The sequence below is a fragment of the Mycolicibacter sinensis genome (genome assembly GCF_001667945.1).
GTDB lineage: Bacteria > Actinomycetota > Actinomycetes > Mycobacteriales > Mycobacteriaceae > Mycobacterium > Mycobacterium sinense_B.
On the sequence record NZ_LZJK01000075.1, the window covers coordinates 25,864 to 41,032 of the forward strand.

Here is a 15,169-nt window from a genome sequence, read left to right on the forward strand (position 1 = left end):
GAAGTTACCCCGGCCTAGCCGGCCAGCGGCACGCTTTCGCCGGCTCGCCCGAACACCATCGCCTCCTCGATCCGGTCGAAGCGGTAGTCCAGCGCGTCGGCGAAGTAGTTCTGCCGCACGTTCCAGGGCCGCTTGGTGCCCGATTTCGGCAGTGCGTGCAGCGCCCGCAGCACATAGCCGGCCTGGATATCCCAGGCCGGTTTCTCGGTGAGCGGCTCGTCTCCGCGATGCGGGTAAGCGTGGGTGTACCCGCGGGCAGCCATGTGCGCCATTAGTTTTGCGGTGGCCCGGGCCGTCATGTCGGCGCGCAGTGTCCAGGAGGCGTTGGTGTAGCCGACGCACCAGAACAGGTTGGGCACGCCTTCGAGCATGTGCGCCTTGTAGACGAAGCGGTCGGTCGGCTTGATCTCGTTGCCGTCCAGGCTGATCCGCACCCCGCCGAGTGCTTGCAGCTGCAGGCCGGTGGCGGTCACGATGATGTCGGCATCCAGGTGCGCGCCGGACTGCAGCGTGATCCCGTCGGCGTCGAAATGGTCGATCCGGTCGGTGACCATCTCAACGCGCCCGGCGCTGATCTCGGCATACAGGTCGGCGTCGGGGATCAGGCACAGCCGCTGGTCCCATGGCTGATACGGCGGCTTGAAGTGGGTGTCGACGTCGTAACCCGGCGGCAGGTTCTGCACGGCCGTCCGGCGCAGCATCCACTTCAACACCGGCGGCGTCTTGCGGGCCAGGAACCACACCAGGCCCTCGAACAGGGCCATGGTGAACCGGATGATCGGGTGAGCCACCTTGCGCGGCAACAGTTTCGCGACGGCGTCGACGAAACGACTGTATTTGGACGCCGAGATCAAATACGTGGGGGTGCGTTGCAGCAGGGTCACGTGGCCGGCGCGCTCGGCCAGCGCCGGGACCAGTGACATCGCCGTGGCGCCGCTACCGATCACCACCATCTTCTTGCCCGTGTAGTCCAGGTCCTCGGGCCAGTGCTGGGGGTGCACCACCGTGCCGGTGAACGACTGCACGCCCGGGAAGTCCGGCGTGTAGCCGTCGTCGTAGTTGTAGTAACCGGACCCGAAGAACACGAACCGGCCGCGGTACACCCGTTGCGTCCCGCCCTCGTCGGCCGTCACCGTCCAGGTGTCGGTCGACGAATCCCAGTCGGCGGCGACGACGTGGCTGTTGAACCGGATGTGGGAGTCGATGCCGTACTTGCGCGCGGCGTCGGTCAAGTACCCGCGGATCTCGTCACCGTCGGCCACCCGTGCGCGCCCCGTCCACGGCTCATACGGCAGGCACAGCGTGAAGATGCTGCTGTCCGAGCGCACACCCGGGTAGCGGAACAGGTCCCAGGTGCCGCCGATGCGCTCACGCCGCTCCAGGATGACGTAGCGGGTGCCGGGGTTGCGTTCGCTGATGCGGTAGGCCGCGCCGATACCGGAGATGCCCGCTCCGATGATCACGACGTCGACGACATCTTCGGTGGTCACGCCCCCCAGCCTAGGCACCGCCCGGCTCGGCGGGCCAGGGTTTGCGCTACCGGTAGTTGACGAACTGCAGCGCCACGTCGAGGTCGGCGCCCTTGAGCAGCGAGATGACGGCCTGCAGGTCGTCGCGCTTCTTCGACGACACCCGGATCTCGTCACCTTGGACCTGGGTCTTGACGCCCTTGGGTCCCTCGTCGCGGATCAGCTTGTTGATCTTCTTGGCGTGCTCGCCGTCGATGCCCTGCTTGAGGCTGCCGCTGACCTTGTAGGTCTTGCCGGAGGCCTGCGGCTCACCGGCGTCGAACGCCTTCATCGAGATGTCCCGGCGGATCAGCTTCTCCTTGAACACGTCGACGGCGGCCTTGACGCGCTCCTCGGTGGAGCTGACCAGCTCGATGGTCTCCTCGCCCTTCCAGGCGATGGTGGTGTCGGTGCCGCGGAAGTCGAACCGGGTGGCCAGCTCCTTAGCGGCCTGGTTCAAGGCGTTGTCGACCTCCTGGCGGTCGACCTTGCTGACGATGTCGAACGATGAGTCGGCCACGAGACGTCCTTTCTCCATGCCATTCGGCAGGTGCTGGCCCGTTTGTGTTCGGGGTACATCTTCGTTGTAGTCTGCTAGGCGCGATACGGCAGGTTGCCCGAGCGGCCAATGGGAGCGGACTGTAAATCCGTCGGCGCAAGCCTACGCAGGTTCGAATCCTGCACCTGCCACCCCGGTCAGGCCCCTTTTCGGAGGGGCCTGATTGCGTTTAGAGCTCGTCGGAGAAGTCGGCGCTCAACCAGCGGTCGGGCCGGATGGTGAACAGCACGCTGGAGGCGCCGTCCATCTTCGCGGCGAATGCCCGACCGCCCTCCTCGCCGAGATAGCGGATGGCGATGGCTTCCCGGGGTTCCAGCGGCGCCGGGTTGGCCGTCTCCACGACGGTGCCCTCAACGACCACGTACTGATAGGGCAGATCTTCGCGCTGCACCACCAGGGTTACCGCCCCGGCCTGCTCGATGAGCTTGGCCTTGCGGCTGCCGGCGCCGGTGTTGACCAGGATGTCGCCGCCGGGGGTGTAGTCGTACCAGATCGGGACGCTGGCCGGGGGCCGGCCGTTGGTGGCGTCGACGGACAGCACCGCGACATGCTTGTCGGCCAGGAATTGCTGACGTTCGGTTTCGGTCAAGGGTCTCGGCATGCCGACACCAACAGCGGCGGTCTCGGGGCTATTCCGCCAGGAGTCGGTCCCAGCTCGCCGCACCACACCGGGCACCGATTTAACGGAAATCTGGGGTCTAAAGTCCTCTAGCGGTTCAACCCTGGTAAGGCTAACCTTCGTCGCATGACGCTTCCGATGCCCGACCGCAAAACCGCTGATCTCCCCGGCCACTGGTTGTTCGCGCGGCTCGGCAAACGGGTGCTGCGGCCCGGCGGTCTCGGGTTGACCCACCGGATGCTCGCCGATGCGCAACTGTCCGGTGCCGACGTCGTCGAACTGGCGCCCGGTATGGGGCGCACCGCAAAAGAGATCCTGGCGCGCACGCCCGGCACCTACACCGGCGTCGAGGCCGACCCGAACGCCGCCAGCGTGGTCCGGTCGGTGGTCGGCGACAAGGGCAAGGTCGTCACCGGTGAGGCGTCGGAGACCGGCCTGGACGCCGCCAGCGCCGACGTCGTCATCGGTGAGGCGATGCTGACCATGCAGACCAACGCGCACAAGTCCGAGATCATGCGCGAAGCCTTCCGGGTGCTGCGCCCGGGTGGTCGCTACGCCATCCACGAAATGGTGCTGCAGCCCGTCGACGTGCCGGAGGCCGTCAAGGACGAGGTCCGCACCGCGCTGGCCCGCGCCATCAAGGTCAACGCCCGCCCGCTGACCGCCGCGGAATGGGCGGAGCTGCTCACCGAGGCCGGCTTTGAGGTGGAGAAGATCTCCTATGCGCCGATGGCGCTGCTCGAACCGCACCGGCTGATCGCCGACGAGGGCCTGTTCGGGGCGGCGCGCTTCGTGTTCAACGTGCTGCGCGACGCCGACGCGCGGACCCGGGTGCTCAACATGCGCGCGACGTTCCGCCGTCACCGCAACAACATGGCCGCCATCGAGGTGATCGCCGCCAAACCGGCCGCCTGACCCACTTGCGATGATGGACGGGTGACAACCCGCGACCGTGACGACGCCGGCCGCCCCCGCAACGCCCGCCCGCGGGATCGGCTGGGCCGGCCGCTGCCGCGCGGCAGCAAGGGTGGGGTCGAAGGCGTTCCCGACGATCTCGACCTGCCGCCGGCGCAGACGCTGGCCTACGCGCAGCTGTTGCTCGACGACGGTCTGGCGTTCAACGCCCACGAGGTGCTCGAAGCCGCCTGGAAGCACCGGCCCGACGCCGAACGTGATCTGTGGCAGGGCCTGGCGCAGCTGGCCGTCGGGGTCACCCACGTGCAGCGCGGCAACGTCGTCGGCGCGGTCAGCCTGCTGCGCCGCGGCGCCGACCACCTGGCGGCGGTGCCCACGCCGGCGCCCTACGGGATCGATCTCGCCGGCCTGTTGGGGTTCGCCACCACCCTCGCCGATGATCTGGCGGCCGGCGTCGAGATCGCCCCGCAGCGGCTGCATCCGCGGCTGGTCGCGTGAGCCACCCGACGCGCTGGACGCTCGCCGACGGCCGTGACCTGTTGTTCTTCTCGCTGCCCGGCCACACCCCGGCGCCGGTGCCGGACCGCCGGCCGCTGCCACCACGCGACTCCCAACCTTCTGATCTGCGGTTCGACCGCACCACCGGCCAGTGGGTGATCATCGCCGCGCAGCGCCAGGACCGCACCTATCACCCGCCCGCCGAGGCGTGTCCGCTGTGTCCCGGACCGACCGGGCTGACCAGCGAGGTGCCCGCGCCCGACTACGACGTGGTGGTCTTTGAGAACCGCTTCCCCAGCCTGGCCGGGGCGGGGCCGAGTCTTGCGACGCCGGCGCACAGTGCCGGAATCGGCGCCGACTTTGTGTCCAAGCCCGGCATCGGCCGCTGCGAGGTGATCTGCTTCTCGGCCGATCACACCGGTTCGTTCGCCGACCTGCCGGCCGCACACGCCCGGCTGGTGGTGCAGGCCTGGCGGCACCGCACCGCCGACCTGTTGGCGCAGCCCGGCGTTGAGCAGGTGTTCTGCTTCGAGAACCGCGGCGAAGAGATCGGGGTGACGCTGGCCCACCCGCACGGCCAGATCTACGGCTATCCGTATCTGACCCCGCGCACCGCCACGATGCTGGATCAGGCCCGCGGTCATCGAAACAACCACGGCAGCAATCTGTTCGCCGATCTGCTGGCCGCCGAGTTGGCTGACGGTGCCCGGGTGGTGGCGCGCACCGAGCTGTTCACCGCGTTCGTGCCGTTCGCGGCGCGCTGGCCGGTGGAGGTGCATCTGTATCCGAATCGGCGGGTGCACAACCTGACCGAGCTGACCGAGGCGGAGCTGGACGACTTCGCGGTGCTCTACCGAAATCTGTTGGGCCGCTTCGACCGCATTTATGACGCGCCGCTGCCATATATGGCCGCCCTGCACCAATACCGCATCGATGGGGCGCAGAGCGAGGGGTATTTCCACGTCGAGTTGATGTCGATTCGGCGCAGTGCCACCAAGCTGAAATATCTGGCGGCCTCGGAGTCGGCGATGGACGCGTTCATCGCCGACGTCACCCCCGAGTCCGTCGCGGCCAGGCTGCGTGAGCTGTGATCACCTACTCCGCGCCGGGCCGGGTCAACCTGATCGGCGAGCACACCGACTACAACGGGGGTTTCGCGCTGCCGATCGCGCTGCCGCAGCGCACTACGGTCACCTTCACCCCAGCCGAGGTCGACATCCTCACCGTGCGGTCCGATCGCGCCGACGCCGCCGTGCGTATCCCGCTGGACACCGCGCCCGGCGGGGTCACCGGCTGGGCCGCCTATGTCGCCGGGGTGGTCTGGGCATTGCGCGGCAACGGTTTCCCGGTGCCGGGAGGCACCATGTCGATCAGCAGCGACGTACCGATCGGTTCGGGTTTGTCGTCGTCGGCGGCCCTGGAATGCGCGGTACTCGGCGCGCTGGCGTCCGGGGCACAGCTCGACCGGTTTGCGCAGGCCCGTCTCGGGCAGCGCGCCGAGAACGACTACGTCGGCGCCCCAACGGGTTTGCTCGACCAGCTCTCGTCGCTGTTCGGGGAGGTTGGCACCGCGCTGCTGATCGACTTCCGTGATGTGGCGGTGCACCCGGTGCCGTTTGACCCCGATGCCTGCGGGGTGGCGCTGCTGTTGTTCGACTCCGGTCAGCGCCACGGCCACGTCGACGGGGAGTACGCCGCGCGGCGAGCATCCTGCGAGCTGGCCGCCGCCGCACTGGGCGTGGCATCGTTGCGCGAGGTGCAGCACCGCGGCGTCGAGGTGCTCGACGCCATCGGCGACCCGGTCGATGTGCGCCGGGCCCGCCACGTGCTGACCGAGAATGACCGGGTGCTGGATTTCGTTGCGGCGCTCTCGGATTCAGATTTCGTCGCCGCCGGGCGGCTGCTCACCGCGTCGCACGCCTCGATGCGCGACGACTTCGAGATCACCACCGCGCATCTCGATCTGATCGTCGATGCTGCACTGGCCGCCGGGGCGTTGGGTGCCCGGATGACCGGCGGCGGCTTCGGCGGGTGCGTGATCGCGCTGGTGCCGGCCGAGCTGACGCTGAAAGTCGGCGACGCGGTGCGCGCTGCGGTGATCGGGGCAGGCTACGCCGAGCCGGAGGTCAGCCGGGTGTATGCGGCCGCGGGTGCGGGCGGCGCCTAGATCATCTCGTTCTCGGTGAGCCAACGCATCACCGGCCAGCCGACGAACACCGGCAGCCAGCAGGTCAACACCCGATACAGCAGCACCGACGGGACCGCCAGCGCGGCGGGGACACCGAACGCGGCCAAGCCACCGATCAGGGCGGCCTCCACCGCGCCGACCCCGCCGGGCGTCGGGGCGGCCGAGGCCAGTGTGCCGCCGACCATCGTCACCACCGTCACGGTGACGAACGAGGTGTTGCCGCCGAAGGCCTCCACGCTGGCCCACAGGGCCAGTGCCGCACCGAGAGTGGTGCCGGCCGCGCCCAGCACGATCAATGCCAGCCGTTTGGGTTCGCGGGCCAGCTCCACCAGGTCGCCGGTGACCTCGGTGAGCCGGGGGCGCAGCGCCGTCGTCAACCACCGGCGCAGGTTGGGTACCAGCAAGAAGATGCCCGCCACGCCCAGTGCCACACCGGCGATCAGATACAGCATGGTGGCACTGGGCACGAAATGCGACAGATCCGCTCGGGCGCCCGCGGCGGTGGTGAAGACGATCAGCAGGATCACGTGCACGATCACCTGCACCGACTGCTGCAACGCGACCGCCGCGGTGGCCCGCAGTGTGCTCAGCCCGCCCTTGACCAAAAACCGGGTGCTCAACGCCAATCCGCCCACACCGGCCGGGGTGGTGGTGGCGGCGAACGTGTTGGCCACCTGCATGATCGCCAGATTGCGGAAGCTCACCAAGCCGTTGACGCAGGCCCACAAGGCACCGGCGGCACCGACATAGGTCAGCGACGACACCAGCAGCCCCAGCAACGCCCACGACCAGTTCGCGTGCCGCAGTTGGGAAAAGAACGTCGGCACTTGGCTGATGAACGGATAGGCGACGTAGACCAGTCCGACCAGCAGCACCAACTGGATGAGCTGGCTGCGGGTGAACCGGGTGATGGTCTTGGTGTGGATCTCGTCGGTGTTGGTCTGCCGCTTGACCTCTTCGCGAGCGGCCGCGATCACTGCGCCGACGTCGGGCACCGCCTTGCGGAGCCGCGACGGCACCGCCGATTTGGTGAGGCGGCGGGAGGCGGCCAACACCGCGGTGCGGCCGAAATGCTCGATGGCCGCGGCCACCGCCGCCGACGCGTCGTACAACGAGGACGTCGTCACCAGCAACTGGGCGATATCGGACTGCAGCTGGGTGTCGGTGGCGCCGTACTCGGCGTTGCCGAACCCGCCGAACAGCACCCGGTCGCCGTCGACCGTCATCTCCTTGGCGCGCAGATCGCCGTGGGAGATCTGCTGGTCATGCAGCCGCCGCAAAGCCTCCCACGGTTTGCCCACCGGCGTGCTGGCGGCGCATTCGGCGATCGGCACGCCGCGCGGCGGGGTGTGCGCGTACAGCGTCCAGCCCCGGTCCAGCGAGGCCACCGCGACGGTGTCGGTGTTGGCGACGCCGGACTCGGCGATGGCGATCGCCATCAGCGCCCGATGCTCGACGGCGCGGTGCAGCGAGGCGTGCAGCGGCGCCGTCTCGGTGGTGCGCAGCCGCAGTTTGCGCCAGAGCTGACGCAGTGCGCCGCCGCTGCGCTGGTTCGGTCCGTACAGCTCGATGATCGCCGGGTGTCTGCCGACGGTGGACAGCACCAGCGGGCCGCGGCCGGCTGGGCGGACCACGGTGAGCTCAGTGATGGTGCAGCCGCGGCGGGCCAGGGTGCGCACGGTGCCGTCCAGTGGCACCTCCAGGGCGGGGGTGCCGACGATCAGGATCACCAGGGCGCCGACGAACCAGCCGACGGCCAGGCCGAGCAGCGAGCGAGCCGGCACGATGGCGCTGACCACCAGATGGATCGGCACGAACGCCAACAGCAGCGCCCACCACCAACGGCGCCAGCGGGCCGGTAGCCACGGCCCGGAGACGGTGAGCATCGCGGCCAGCATGGCGATCCACCGCGGGTCGTCGAGGAACTGGGCCAGCGTGGTGGCCAGCCGTTCGGACAGGTCGAAGTGCCAGCGCGGCGCGGCCAATCCGTTACTGCGGATCGACAGCGACGCCACCGCGAGCAGCCCGGCGACCGCGTAGGCGCCGAGCAGTTTCCATTGCCGGGAGACCACCAGGCCGATCAGGATTGCAAACGGCAGCACCACGATCGCGATGCCGTAGGCCAGGTAGACCTGGTTGGCGTGGGTGGGGGAGAGCACCCCGACGATCTGGGAGACCGAGCGTTCCAGCGACACCCACTCGTAGCGGGTGACCAGGGAACTGGTGATGACGGTCGCGAGGAACAGGGTCGCCAGCGCCAGACGCAGGATGTCGTTGGTGCGTCGGGTCAGCGGCTGCAGCAGGTTGCCGGTGACGGCGACCTCGCGTCCCTCAACTCGCATGATCACTTTCGGTTCATCTGGTGCCGTCGATTGCGGCTCGCCACAACTTAACCGGTGAGCTGGGGTGCGGGGCTAATTTGCTGCGCGCCCGGTCGCCGCGTCACCGGGTCTGAGTCCCGTCTGCCACAGCTGTCACCGGTGGACGGGGGTGTGGTGTGTGCCCGGCTTGTAGCGACAAATCGGGTCGCGTTGACCCGCCTGATGCCATGCCGCCGGGCGGTACCCGACATAACGTCAGTTGTCGCGCACAGGCGGGCGCAACCCCATATCCCCGAGGCCGGGTCAGAGCGGGTAGTGGACCCCGGTCATCTGCTCCGATTCCTCCCACAGCCGACGCCACAGCCGCTGGTCGCGCGACAGCTTGCTCGACGGGCACGCCCCGACCGGGCCGCGGGCCTGGTTCAGCTTGGTCGGCCCCCAGTAGGTGTCCGGGTCGACGTCGGGGACGGTGGCGGCCAGCACGATCGATTCGGCGGCCCGCTCGGGGGCCTGGCCGATCACCGCCAGGCTGTACTTGGTGACCAGACCGGGCAGCGTCTTGTCGTTGTCGAACAGCTCGGTGTCCGACACACCCGGGTGCACCGCGTAGGAGCGCAGCGGCGAGCCGGCGGCGATCAGCCGGCGCTGCAGTTCGCGGGCGAACATCAGGTTGGCCAGCTTGGACTGCGCGTAGGCCAGGTTGCGCTGATAGAAGCGGTGCTCATAGTTGAGGTCGTCGATCCAGAACTTCGGGGTCTGCTTGTGCGCGATGCTCGACACCGTCACCACCCGGTCGCCGATGCGGTCCAGCAGCAGGCCGGTCAGCGCGAAGTGGCCGAGGTGGTTGACGCCGAACTGCATCTCGAAGCCGTCTACGGTGCGGCGCATCGGGATGTTCATGATCCCGGCGTTGTTGACCAGCACATCGAAGCTGCCCTGCTGGGCGGCGAAGTCGCGCACCGAGGCCAGGCTGCCCAGGTCCAGCGCCGCCACCGTGACGTCGCCGGCGATGCCATCGGCGATCTGCTGGGCCTTGGCGGTGTTGCGGCAGGCCATCACCACGGTGGCGCCCTTGGCGGCCAGGGTGCGGGTGACGACCTCGCCCAGTCCGCCGTTGGCGCCGGTCACCACGAAGGTGCGGCCGTGCTGGTCGGGTGTGTCGGCGAGTCGGAAAGCCATGTTCGTCACGTTACGCGACGGTCAGGGCGGGCCTTCGGTGGTCAGCACCACGCCCCGATGGGTGATCACCTGCGTCTGGTCGTTGGGCCGGACTCCGCTCACGGCCTCCAGGTAGCCGCACCGCAGCGTGACCCGGATTCCGCCGGGTAGCCCCGGGATCACAAAGCGCACCGACCGGCCGGGCGCCTCGTGCAGCACCGCCACCGGGGGATAGCGCAGCATGGTGCGCAGGTCGTGGTCGCTGCAGCCCTCGAAGAGTTGCGCGGTGCGGAGGAGACCGTCGATCGCCCACTCCAGGTTGGCATCGAGGCGACGGATCCGCTCGGCCGACAGCGGCGACGGCGGTGGGGCCAGTTGGGAACTCAGCGCCGGCGGGTGCCCGGCGTCGTCGGCGATGTCACTCGCCGTGAATCCCCGGGCGTCGCGCAGACAGCGCAACGCGCCGCGATCGAGCAGCGCCGCAATGGTTTTCGCCGACGCGCCGTGGCGGGCAGCCTGGTGTAACGGGGTAAGCCACTCCGGACCGCCGGGCCGCCCCTGGTTGACGCTGAGCGCCGGTGTGGCATCTAACAGATCGAACAACGCCGGCCAGTCGCCGGCTTCGGCCGCATCGGCCAGTCGATGCCCGGCCGTGATGGCATCCTTCGGCAAAAGCGAAGGTTCCAGCACGCCGGGCCAATCTAGGGGTGGTTCGTCCATATCGGTGAACTTAGCGACGGCTGCCGACAAAGCCCGTCGGCGACGTCGAGCGGCCCGACGCTGTCGGTGGTCGCCGATACCCTGACGCACGCGAAAGGGGATTGCCATGGACTTTACTGCTGCACAGCGTGATCGAGCCTGCGGGGCACTGCTGGGCACCGCCGCCGGAGACGCCCTGGGCGCCGGCTACGAATTCGATCCCCCGCGCGGCCCGGCCGAGCCGGTCGGCATGATCGGCGGCGGACTCGGCCCGTTTCAACCCGGCGAGTGGACCGATGACACCGCCATGGCCATTGCGATCGCCGAGGTCGCCGCCACCGGCGCCGACCTGCGCGACGAGGCGGCGCTGGATGTCGTGGTCCGGCGCTGGCATGAGTGGTCGACGACCGCCAAAGACGTCGGCGTGCAGACCCGCTCGGTGCTCTCGGCGGCGGCGCGGCGCGGCATCGGTGCACGAAGCGCGTGGCAGGAGTCCGTGGCGCTGCACGAGCACACCGGCCGCAGCGCCGGCAACGGCTCGCTGATGCGTACCGCGCCGGTGGCGCTGGCCTACCTCGATGACGAGGCCGGGCTGGTCGCCGCCGCCCGCGCGGTCAGCGAGCTCACCCACTACGACCCCGATGCCGGGGATGCGTGCGTGCTGTGGTGCACCGCGATCCGCCACGGCGTGCTGACCGGAGAGCTCGATGCCCGGATCGGGTTGGGGCACCTCGGCGCCGAGCCTCGTGCGCTGTGGAGCGAGCGTCTCGACGAGGCGGAAAACACTGACCCGAGCACTTTTTCATCCAACAACGGGTGGGTGGTCGCCGCCTTGCAGGGCGCGTGGTCGGCAATCAGCGGGGCCGCGGTTCCCGAGGAGGATCCCGCCGCCAGAGTGTGTCGCGCCGATCACCTGCGGCTGGCGTTGGAGGCCGCGGTGCGCGGCGGCGGCGACACCGACACGGTCGCCGCGATCGCCGGCGGGCTACTCGGCGCGGTTTACGGGGCGTCGGCGGTGCCGTCGCAGTGGCGGCTGCTGCTCGGCGGCTGGCCGGGCCTGCGGGCGCGCGGCCTGATCCAGCTGGTGGACCGGATCCTGGCCAAGGGCGCACCCGATGAGTTCGACGACAGCCATCGCGGCTTTCCGTAGACCCGAAGGCAGGGCGCCGGCGGCGATGAAGCATTGGCGGATCTGTCTGCGGCGCTGCGGGATTCGTCACCAGTTGGCTACTTCCGGCAGGTGCTGCGGCGGTTGGCGCCGGGGCAGCGATGAGCGCCGAAAAGGGATGGATCGAGGAGCCGCAACCTCCGCGAGAGTATTACCCGGGCGAAGAGTACAAGCATCACGGAATGGCTGGATGCCCACTGCCATCGTCCTACTACCGGGCGCACAACACTCGTGACCGTCGTGCTGTCGAAGAACGCCGCCGCCGGTCGGAGCGGACTCCCGAATTCCCCGAGGAGGCTTCGTGACTTGGGCTGCCTCCCGACAATGGGGCACTCCCCTCCCCGTACGATCCCTTCTCATGCACGCGCTGTTCCCGGCCGGCGGTCTCCCGCTCATGCCGTAGCCCCCGCCCCGCGGACCAACCGTGGGCTCGGCGGGGGCTACCCCGCCCGAGGAGACCGTCGTGTCCCGCACCGATGCCCACAGCCCCTACCGCGTCCGCCTCGCTCGCCGTGAAGTCCGCGTTTGCGCAGTACATTCCTGCGCCGGTTTCGACTGCGAGCTGCCTGCGCCCGATCCCGGCTGGTCGATCGGCCGTATCGGCCGCTGCTACTGGGAATTCGTCTACACCGGAACGAACGTGTGCAGCTGCTGGATGTGCCACTGCCATCACCGCCCGGAGCGCCGCCGCTCCGCGGTGCGCACCGAGTTGCGTGCCGTCGCCCGCGAGTGGAACGCCGGGGAACGGGAGGAGTGAGCGGCTACCCCCGGGTAGCCGGCCGGCAGAACTTGTCGGTGGCCGCCGATACATTCCTTTCACCAGCACTTCCCCACGGGGGCTTGACAAATCGGGAGGTATCGATGCCACACTCCACACCCGTCATTCTGCTCGGAGACCGTGACACCGCAGCCCACCGCGCCGACTTGGCCACCGACGCCGGCGAGCGGGGCTACACCATCGTCGACACCTTCGGATTCGACGACGGGGCGGCCGCCCGCGAACACGACCTGACCCAGGTCGAGGCCGTCGTCGACGCACTGAGCCGCGCAATCGCCGGCCGGATCGACATCTGGGTGCCATTTCCAGGCCCGGACTTCCTGCGCGAGCAGCACTTGCGACGGCTCAGCCTGGTGCTGCAGCGCCACGGCCTGAATCTGCTGGTTTACCGGGAGCTTTTCCGGGTGCCCACCGACGGCGGAATCAGCGAGATCGACCAGGCGCTGCGGCTGGAGGTGCGGGCCGTCGACGAGCTCGACCGTGCGGCGCTGGCGGCGGCCGGGGTCACGAGTCTGAGCCGTGAGATCGAGCTGGCGCTGGCCAAGACCGCTGCCACACCGGCGGTGCGGAGACTGCCGGATCGCGGTACTACAGCGGCACACTCGCTGCCCCCGGTGCTGCCGCCACCGTCGGTGCCGTGGCCGCAGCGCAAGCGGCTCCTCAAGTTCTACGCGAGCTGGCTGGTGTATGGCTGCGGTGTCACCCAGGCGGCCACCGCGCGGGTGCTGAACTCGGCGGGGCAGCGCACTCCGACCGGCCGGCACTGGAAGCCGGCTACGGTGTCGAAGCTGCTCACCGGCAAGTACGACGATCCGGGCCGCGCCGGTGACTTCAGGCCAGATGCAGTAGCTGGGTGACCACGAAGGTCGGGATGACGGTCAGGGCGACCGTCAGGGGAGTGGCGAGAAGGCCGATGAGGATTCCTCGGCCAACTTCGCCTTGTTCCCCTGGCATTTCGCGCAGGAACAGCCCCGCCGACCCCAATATGACTGTTGCCACGCCGAAGAAGAACAGCTCGATGATCCAATAGGGAAACCACGCCCACGTCGCAGTCTCGACGACCGCGATGGTCACCACCGCGGCGACGAAGCCGTACGGGCCATAGCGGGCCGAGCGCTGCGAGCTCTGCGGAGTTGTCATCGCACCGCGGCATCCGACGGCAACATCAGGAACAGTGCGTAGGTGGTCGCGCCGATCAAGACCGCCAACCCCGACCCCACAAGACTGAACCCGAAAGCCCGGCGGCGCACCGACGCCGACGGCGTCAGCGCCACGCCGATCGCCGCCGACACTGCGGTCGTGATAGCCGTGGCGATCAAGACGACCGCTCGGAAACCCAGATCCGGGCCCAGCAGCCGGTCCGTCAGCAGCGAGGTGACGACGGCCAGCAGCGCCAAGGTCGGCTGGATGGCGACCGGTATCAGCCAGGTGGCGCGGCGCCACACGTCGAGGTCGCTCTCGCTCCTCTTGGTGGTCATGGCAGCGCTCCGTTGCTCTTGTTGAACGGTGACGATGTCGGTACCGACGGCGGCGAATACCTCGGCCCGAAATCGGTTGCTGCTTCGGTGTCGAACTGGTCGAAGACGAAACTACCCAGCCCGACCTCGTGATGGAAGGGCAGATTGAACAGCGGTCCGGTGCTCCCTCCCGACCGCGCGGGGTCGATCAATACCGTCCGAGCGCCGCCGTTGGGCAGGTCTTGGTAGACCTCCAACGAGGGGTAATCGGTGCGCGTGCCGTCGACGTGCACGCCGCCCGAGCCCGGGGCGAAGACCAAGTCGCCGTTGACGCTCAACCGGTGGTCGTTGAGAGGTCCGGTTCGGTCGGTGGTGAAGCTGGGGACGAGTGGGTTGCCGGCATCGTATTTGATCCGTACCGACCCGTCGGGAGCTTGCATGACGCTGCCTTGTGGCGCACCGCATTTCACCCGCACCGAGGAGCCATCGGGGCGGAGTTCGACCGACGGGTTCTGGCGCATCACGACGATGCCGTTGTCGAAGTCGATATAGGTGGTGACCTTGGTGTCCTCGGGATCGAAGCGCGCGTCGGGGCGTCTGCCGTTACCGGCGTCGCGTGAGCTCCGGCCGCCTCTGACCCAGGGTTGCTCAATCCACTGCGACGCCCGCACCACTCCCTGCCCGGGCACCGGCTCGATCCGGGCCACGCGGACCTCGGACTCCACACCCTGGAACTTCGGGTCGTAGGTGTGCGAGTCCAGTGCCGCGGCTGTCGTCCAGTCGGAGGTCGACACCGGATCGCGGCCAAAGACCTCCCGGAAGGCGTCGATCTGATTCTGCCGACGCTCGTCGCCGGAGGCGGGGGACCGTTTGACGGTGTGGTCGACGGCCTGGATCTCCGGTCGGTGCGGTTTGTCGACTGCATACCCACCGCCGAGTGATCGCAGCAGGGCTGCCTTCTGCGCGCTGTCGGCGGCGGCGTCGGTGATGACGGTGAGAATGTCGCGGGTCTTGGCGGTCAGGAACCGCTGGAACTGGCGGGCGCCCGCCGGGGTGTCCAACGCCAGCGCACGCTGATCGGCCAGGACACCGCGGATCTCGGCCTCGATGGCGTCCAACCGCTTTCGGCTGGCCAGCGCCATCCGGTAGGCGTCGTGCAGCGTCGCCGCAAAGGCCCGGTCGGTGGCCACGGAGGTATGCAGGCGCCGCACCAGCACGGCCTCTCGGGCGCGCGCCGCGTCGGCGTGGGCGCCGGTCTCCGCTGGCATATTCGGGAGGTTAACGCAGCGGCGCCCGCGCGG

General features: G+C 68.9%; 16 protein-coding genes and 1 tRNA gene. 8 read left to right on the top strand and 9 right to left on the bottom strand.

All coding sequences use genetic code 11. The features are described 5' to 3' along the window. Positions 1-14: 14 nt before the first annotated feature. Together A5694_RS10100 and A5694_RS10105 are read right to left on the bottom strand one after the other, a co-directional pair. Positions 15-1,499, bottom strand: coding sequence for a flavin-containing monooxygenase (locus A5694_RS10100; RefSeq protein ID WP_064921731.1), 1,485 nt, complete (start codon positions 1,497-1,499; stop codon positions 15-17). A gap of 37 nt (positions 1,500-1,536) precedes the next feature. Next, the gene (locus tag A5694_RS10105; protein WP_064921701.1) at positions 1,537-2,028 is read right to left on the bottom strand and encodes a YajQ family cyclic di-GMP-binding protein; all 492 of its coding nucleotides are present in this window, start codon (positions 2,026-2,028) and stop codon (positions 1,537-1,539) included. An 87-nt stretch (positions 2,029-2,115) separates the two neighbouring features. Between A5694_RS10105 and A5694_RS10110 the strand changes: the two genes are divergently transcribed. Beyond that, positions 2,116-2,198: transfer RNA gene (locus A5694_RS10110), tRNA-Tyr, on the top strand. A 38-nt stretch (positions 2,199-2,236) separates the two neighbouring features. Here the strand turns inward: A5694_RS10110 and A5694_RS10115 are convergent. Further along, a complete protein-coding gene (locus tag A5694_RS10115) occupies positions 2,237-2,668 on the bottom strand; it encodes a pyridoxamine 5'-phosphate oxidase family protein (protein WP_064921702.1) in 432 nt (143 codons plus the stop codon). Between the two features lie 144 nt (positions 2,669-2,812). On the opposite strand from A5694_RS10115, the gene A5694_RS10120 reads away from it, so the two are divergent. From A5694_RS10120 to A5694_RS10135, 4 genes are read left to right on the top strand one after another with little or no spacing between them, the layout of a single operon-like run. Beyond that, a complete protein-coding gene (locus tag A5694_RS10120; protein WP_064921703.1) occupies positions 2,813-3,601 on the top strand; it encodes a class I SAM-dependent methyltransferase in 789 nt (262 codons plus the stop codon). Positions 3,602-3,622: 21 nt separating this feature from the next. Next, positions 3,623-4,099 (top strand): DUF309 domain-containing protein, encoded by a 477-nt coding sequence (locus A5694_RS10125; RefSeq protein ID WP_064921704.1) that lies wholly within the window; start codon positions 3,623-3,625, stop codon positions 4,097-4,099. Continuing rightward, the gene (gene galT, locus A5694_RS10130) at positions 4,096-5,190 is read left to right on the top strand and encodes a galactose-1-phosphate uridylyltransferase (protein ID WP_064921705.1); all 1,095 of its coding nucleotides are present in this window, start codon (positions 4,096-4,098) and stop codon (positions 5,188-5,190) included. The genes A5694_RS10125 and galT overlap by 4 nt, the downstream gene beginning before the upstream one ends. Next, entirely contained in the window at positions 5,187-6,266 is a 1,080-nt protein-coding gene (locus A5694_RS10135) for a galactokinase (protein WP_064921706.1), read from the top strand. The genes galT and A5694_RS10135 overlap by 4 nt, the downstream gene beginning before the upstream one ends. On the opposite strand, the gene A5694_RS10140 is transcribed toward A5694_RS10135, so the two are convergent. The 3 genes from A5694_RS10140 to A5694_RS10150 form a co-directional block, all read right to left on the bottom strand. Continuing rightward, positions 6,263-8,629, bottom strand: coding sequence for a lysylphosphatidylglycerol synthase transmembrane domain-containing protein (locus A5694_RS10140; protein ID WP_064921732.1), 2,367 nt, complete (start codon positions 8,627-8,629; stop codon positions 6,263-6,265). The two genes, A5694_RS10135 and A5694_RS10140, sit on opposite strands and share 4 nt — an antisense overlap. A gap of 282 nt (positions 8,630-8,911) precedes the next feature. Then, positions 8,912-9,787, bottom strand: a complete 876-nt coding sequence (locus A5694_RS10145) for an oxidoreductase (protein WP_064921707.1) — start codon at positions 9,785-9,787, stop codon at positions 8,912-8,914. 21 nt (positions 9,788-9,808) lie between these two features. Continuing rightward, positions 9,809-10,486, bottom strand: coding sequence for an ankyrin repeat domain-containing protein (locus A5694_RS10150; RefSeq protein WP_064921708.1), 678 nt, complete (start codon positions 10,484-10,486; stop codon positions 9,809-9,811). A 106-nt stretch (positions 10,487-10,592) separates the two neighbouring features. Here A5694_RS10150 and A5694_RS10155 point away from each other — a divergent pair, with 106 nt between their 5' ends. From A5694_RS10155 to A5694_RS10165, 3 genes are all read left to right on the top strand, one after another. After that, on the top strand, positions 10,593-11,615 hold the full coding sequence (locus tag A5694_RS10155) for an ADP-ribosylglycohydrolase family protein (protein ID WP_082952600.1): 1,023 nt from the start codon (positions 10,593-10,595) through the stop codon (positions 11,613-11,615). A 481-nt stretch (positions 11,616-12,096) separates the two neighbouring features. Then, positions 12,097-12,390 (top strand): hypothetical protein, encoded by a 294-nt coding sequence (locus A5694_RS10160; RefSeq protein WP_064921709.1) that lies wholly within the window; start codon positions 12,097-12,099, stop codon positions 12,388-12,390. Positions 12,391-12,494: 104 nt separating this feature from the next. Next, positions 12,495-13,268, top strand: a complete 774-nt coding sequence (locus A5694_RS10165) for a hypothetical protein (protein ID WP_064921710.1) — start codon at positions 12,495-12,497, stop codon at positions 13,266-13,268. On the opposite strand, the gene A5694_RS10170 is transcribed toward A5694_RS10165, so the two are convergent. From A5694_RS10170 to A5694_RS10180, 3 genes are read right to left on the bottom strand one after another with little or no spacing between them, the layout of a single operon-like run. After that, on the bottom strand, positions 13,243-13,551 hold the full coding sequence (locus A5694_RS10170; protein WP_064921711.1) for a hypothetical protein: 309 nt from the start codon (positions 13,549-13,551) through the stop codon (positions 13,243-13,245). The genes A5694_RS10165 and A5694_RS10170 overlap by 26 nt on opposite strands. Beyond that, entirely contained in the window at positions 13,548-13,889 is a 342-nt protein-coding gene (locus A5694_RS10175) for a hypothetical protein (RefSeq protein ID WP_064921712.1), read from the bottom strand. The genes A5694_RS10170 and A5694_RS10175 overlap by 4 nt, the downstream gene beginning before the upstream one ends. Then, the gene (locus tag A5694_RS10180) at positions 13,886-15,136 is read right to left on the bottom strand and encodes a DUF4226 domain-containing protein (RefSeq protein WP_064921713.1); all 1,251 of its coding nucleotides are present in this window, start codon (positions 15,134-15,136) and stop codon (positions 13,886-13,888) included. Before A5694_RS10180 ends, A5694_RS10175 begins: the two co-directional genes overlap by 4 nt. Between the last annotated feature and the right edge of the window lie 33 nt (positions 15,137-15,169).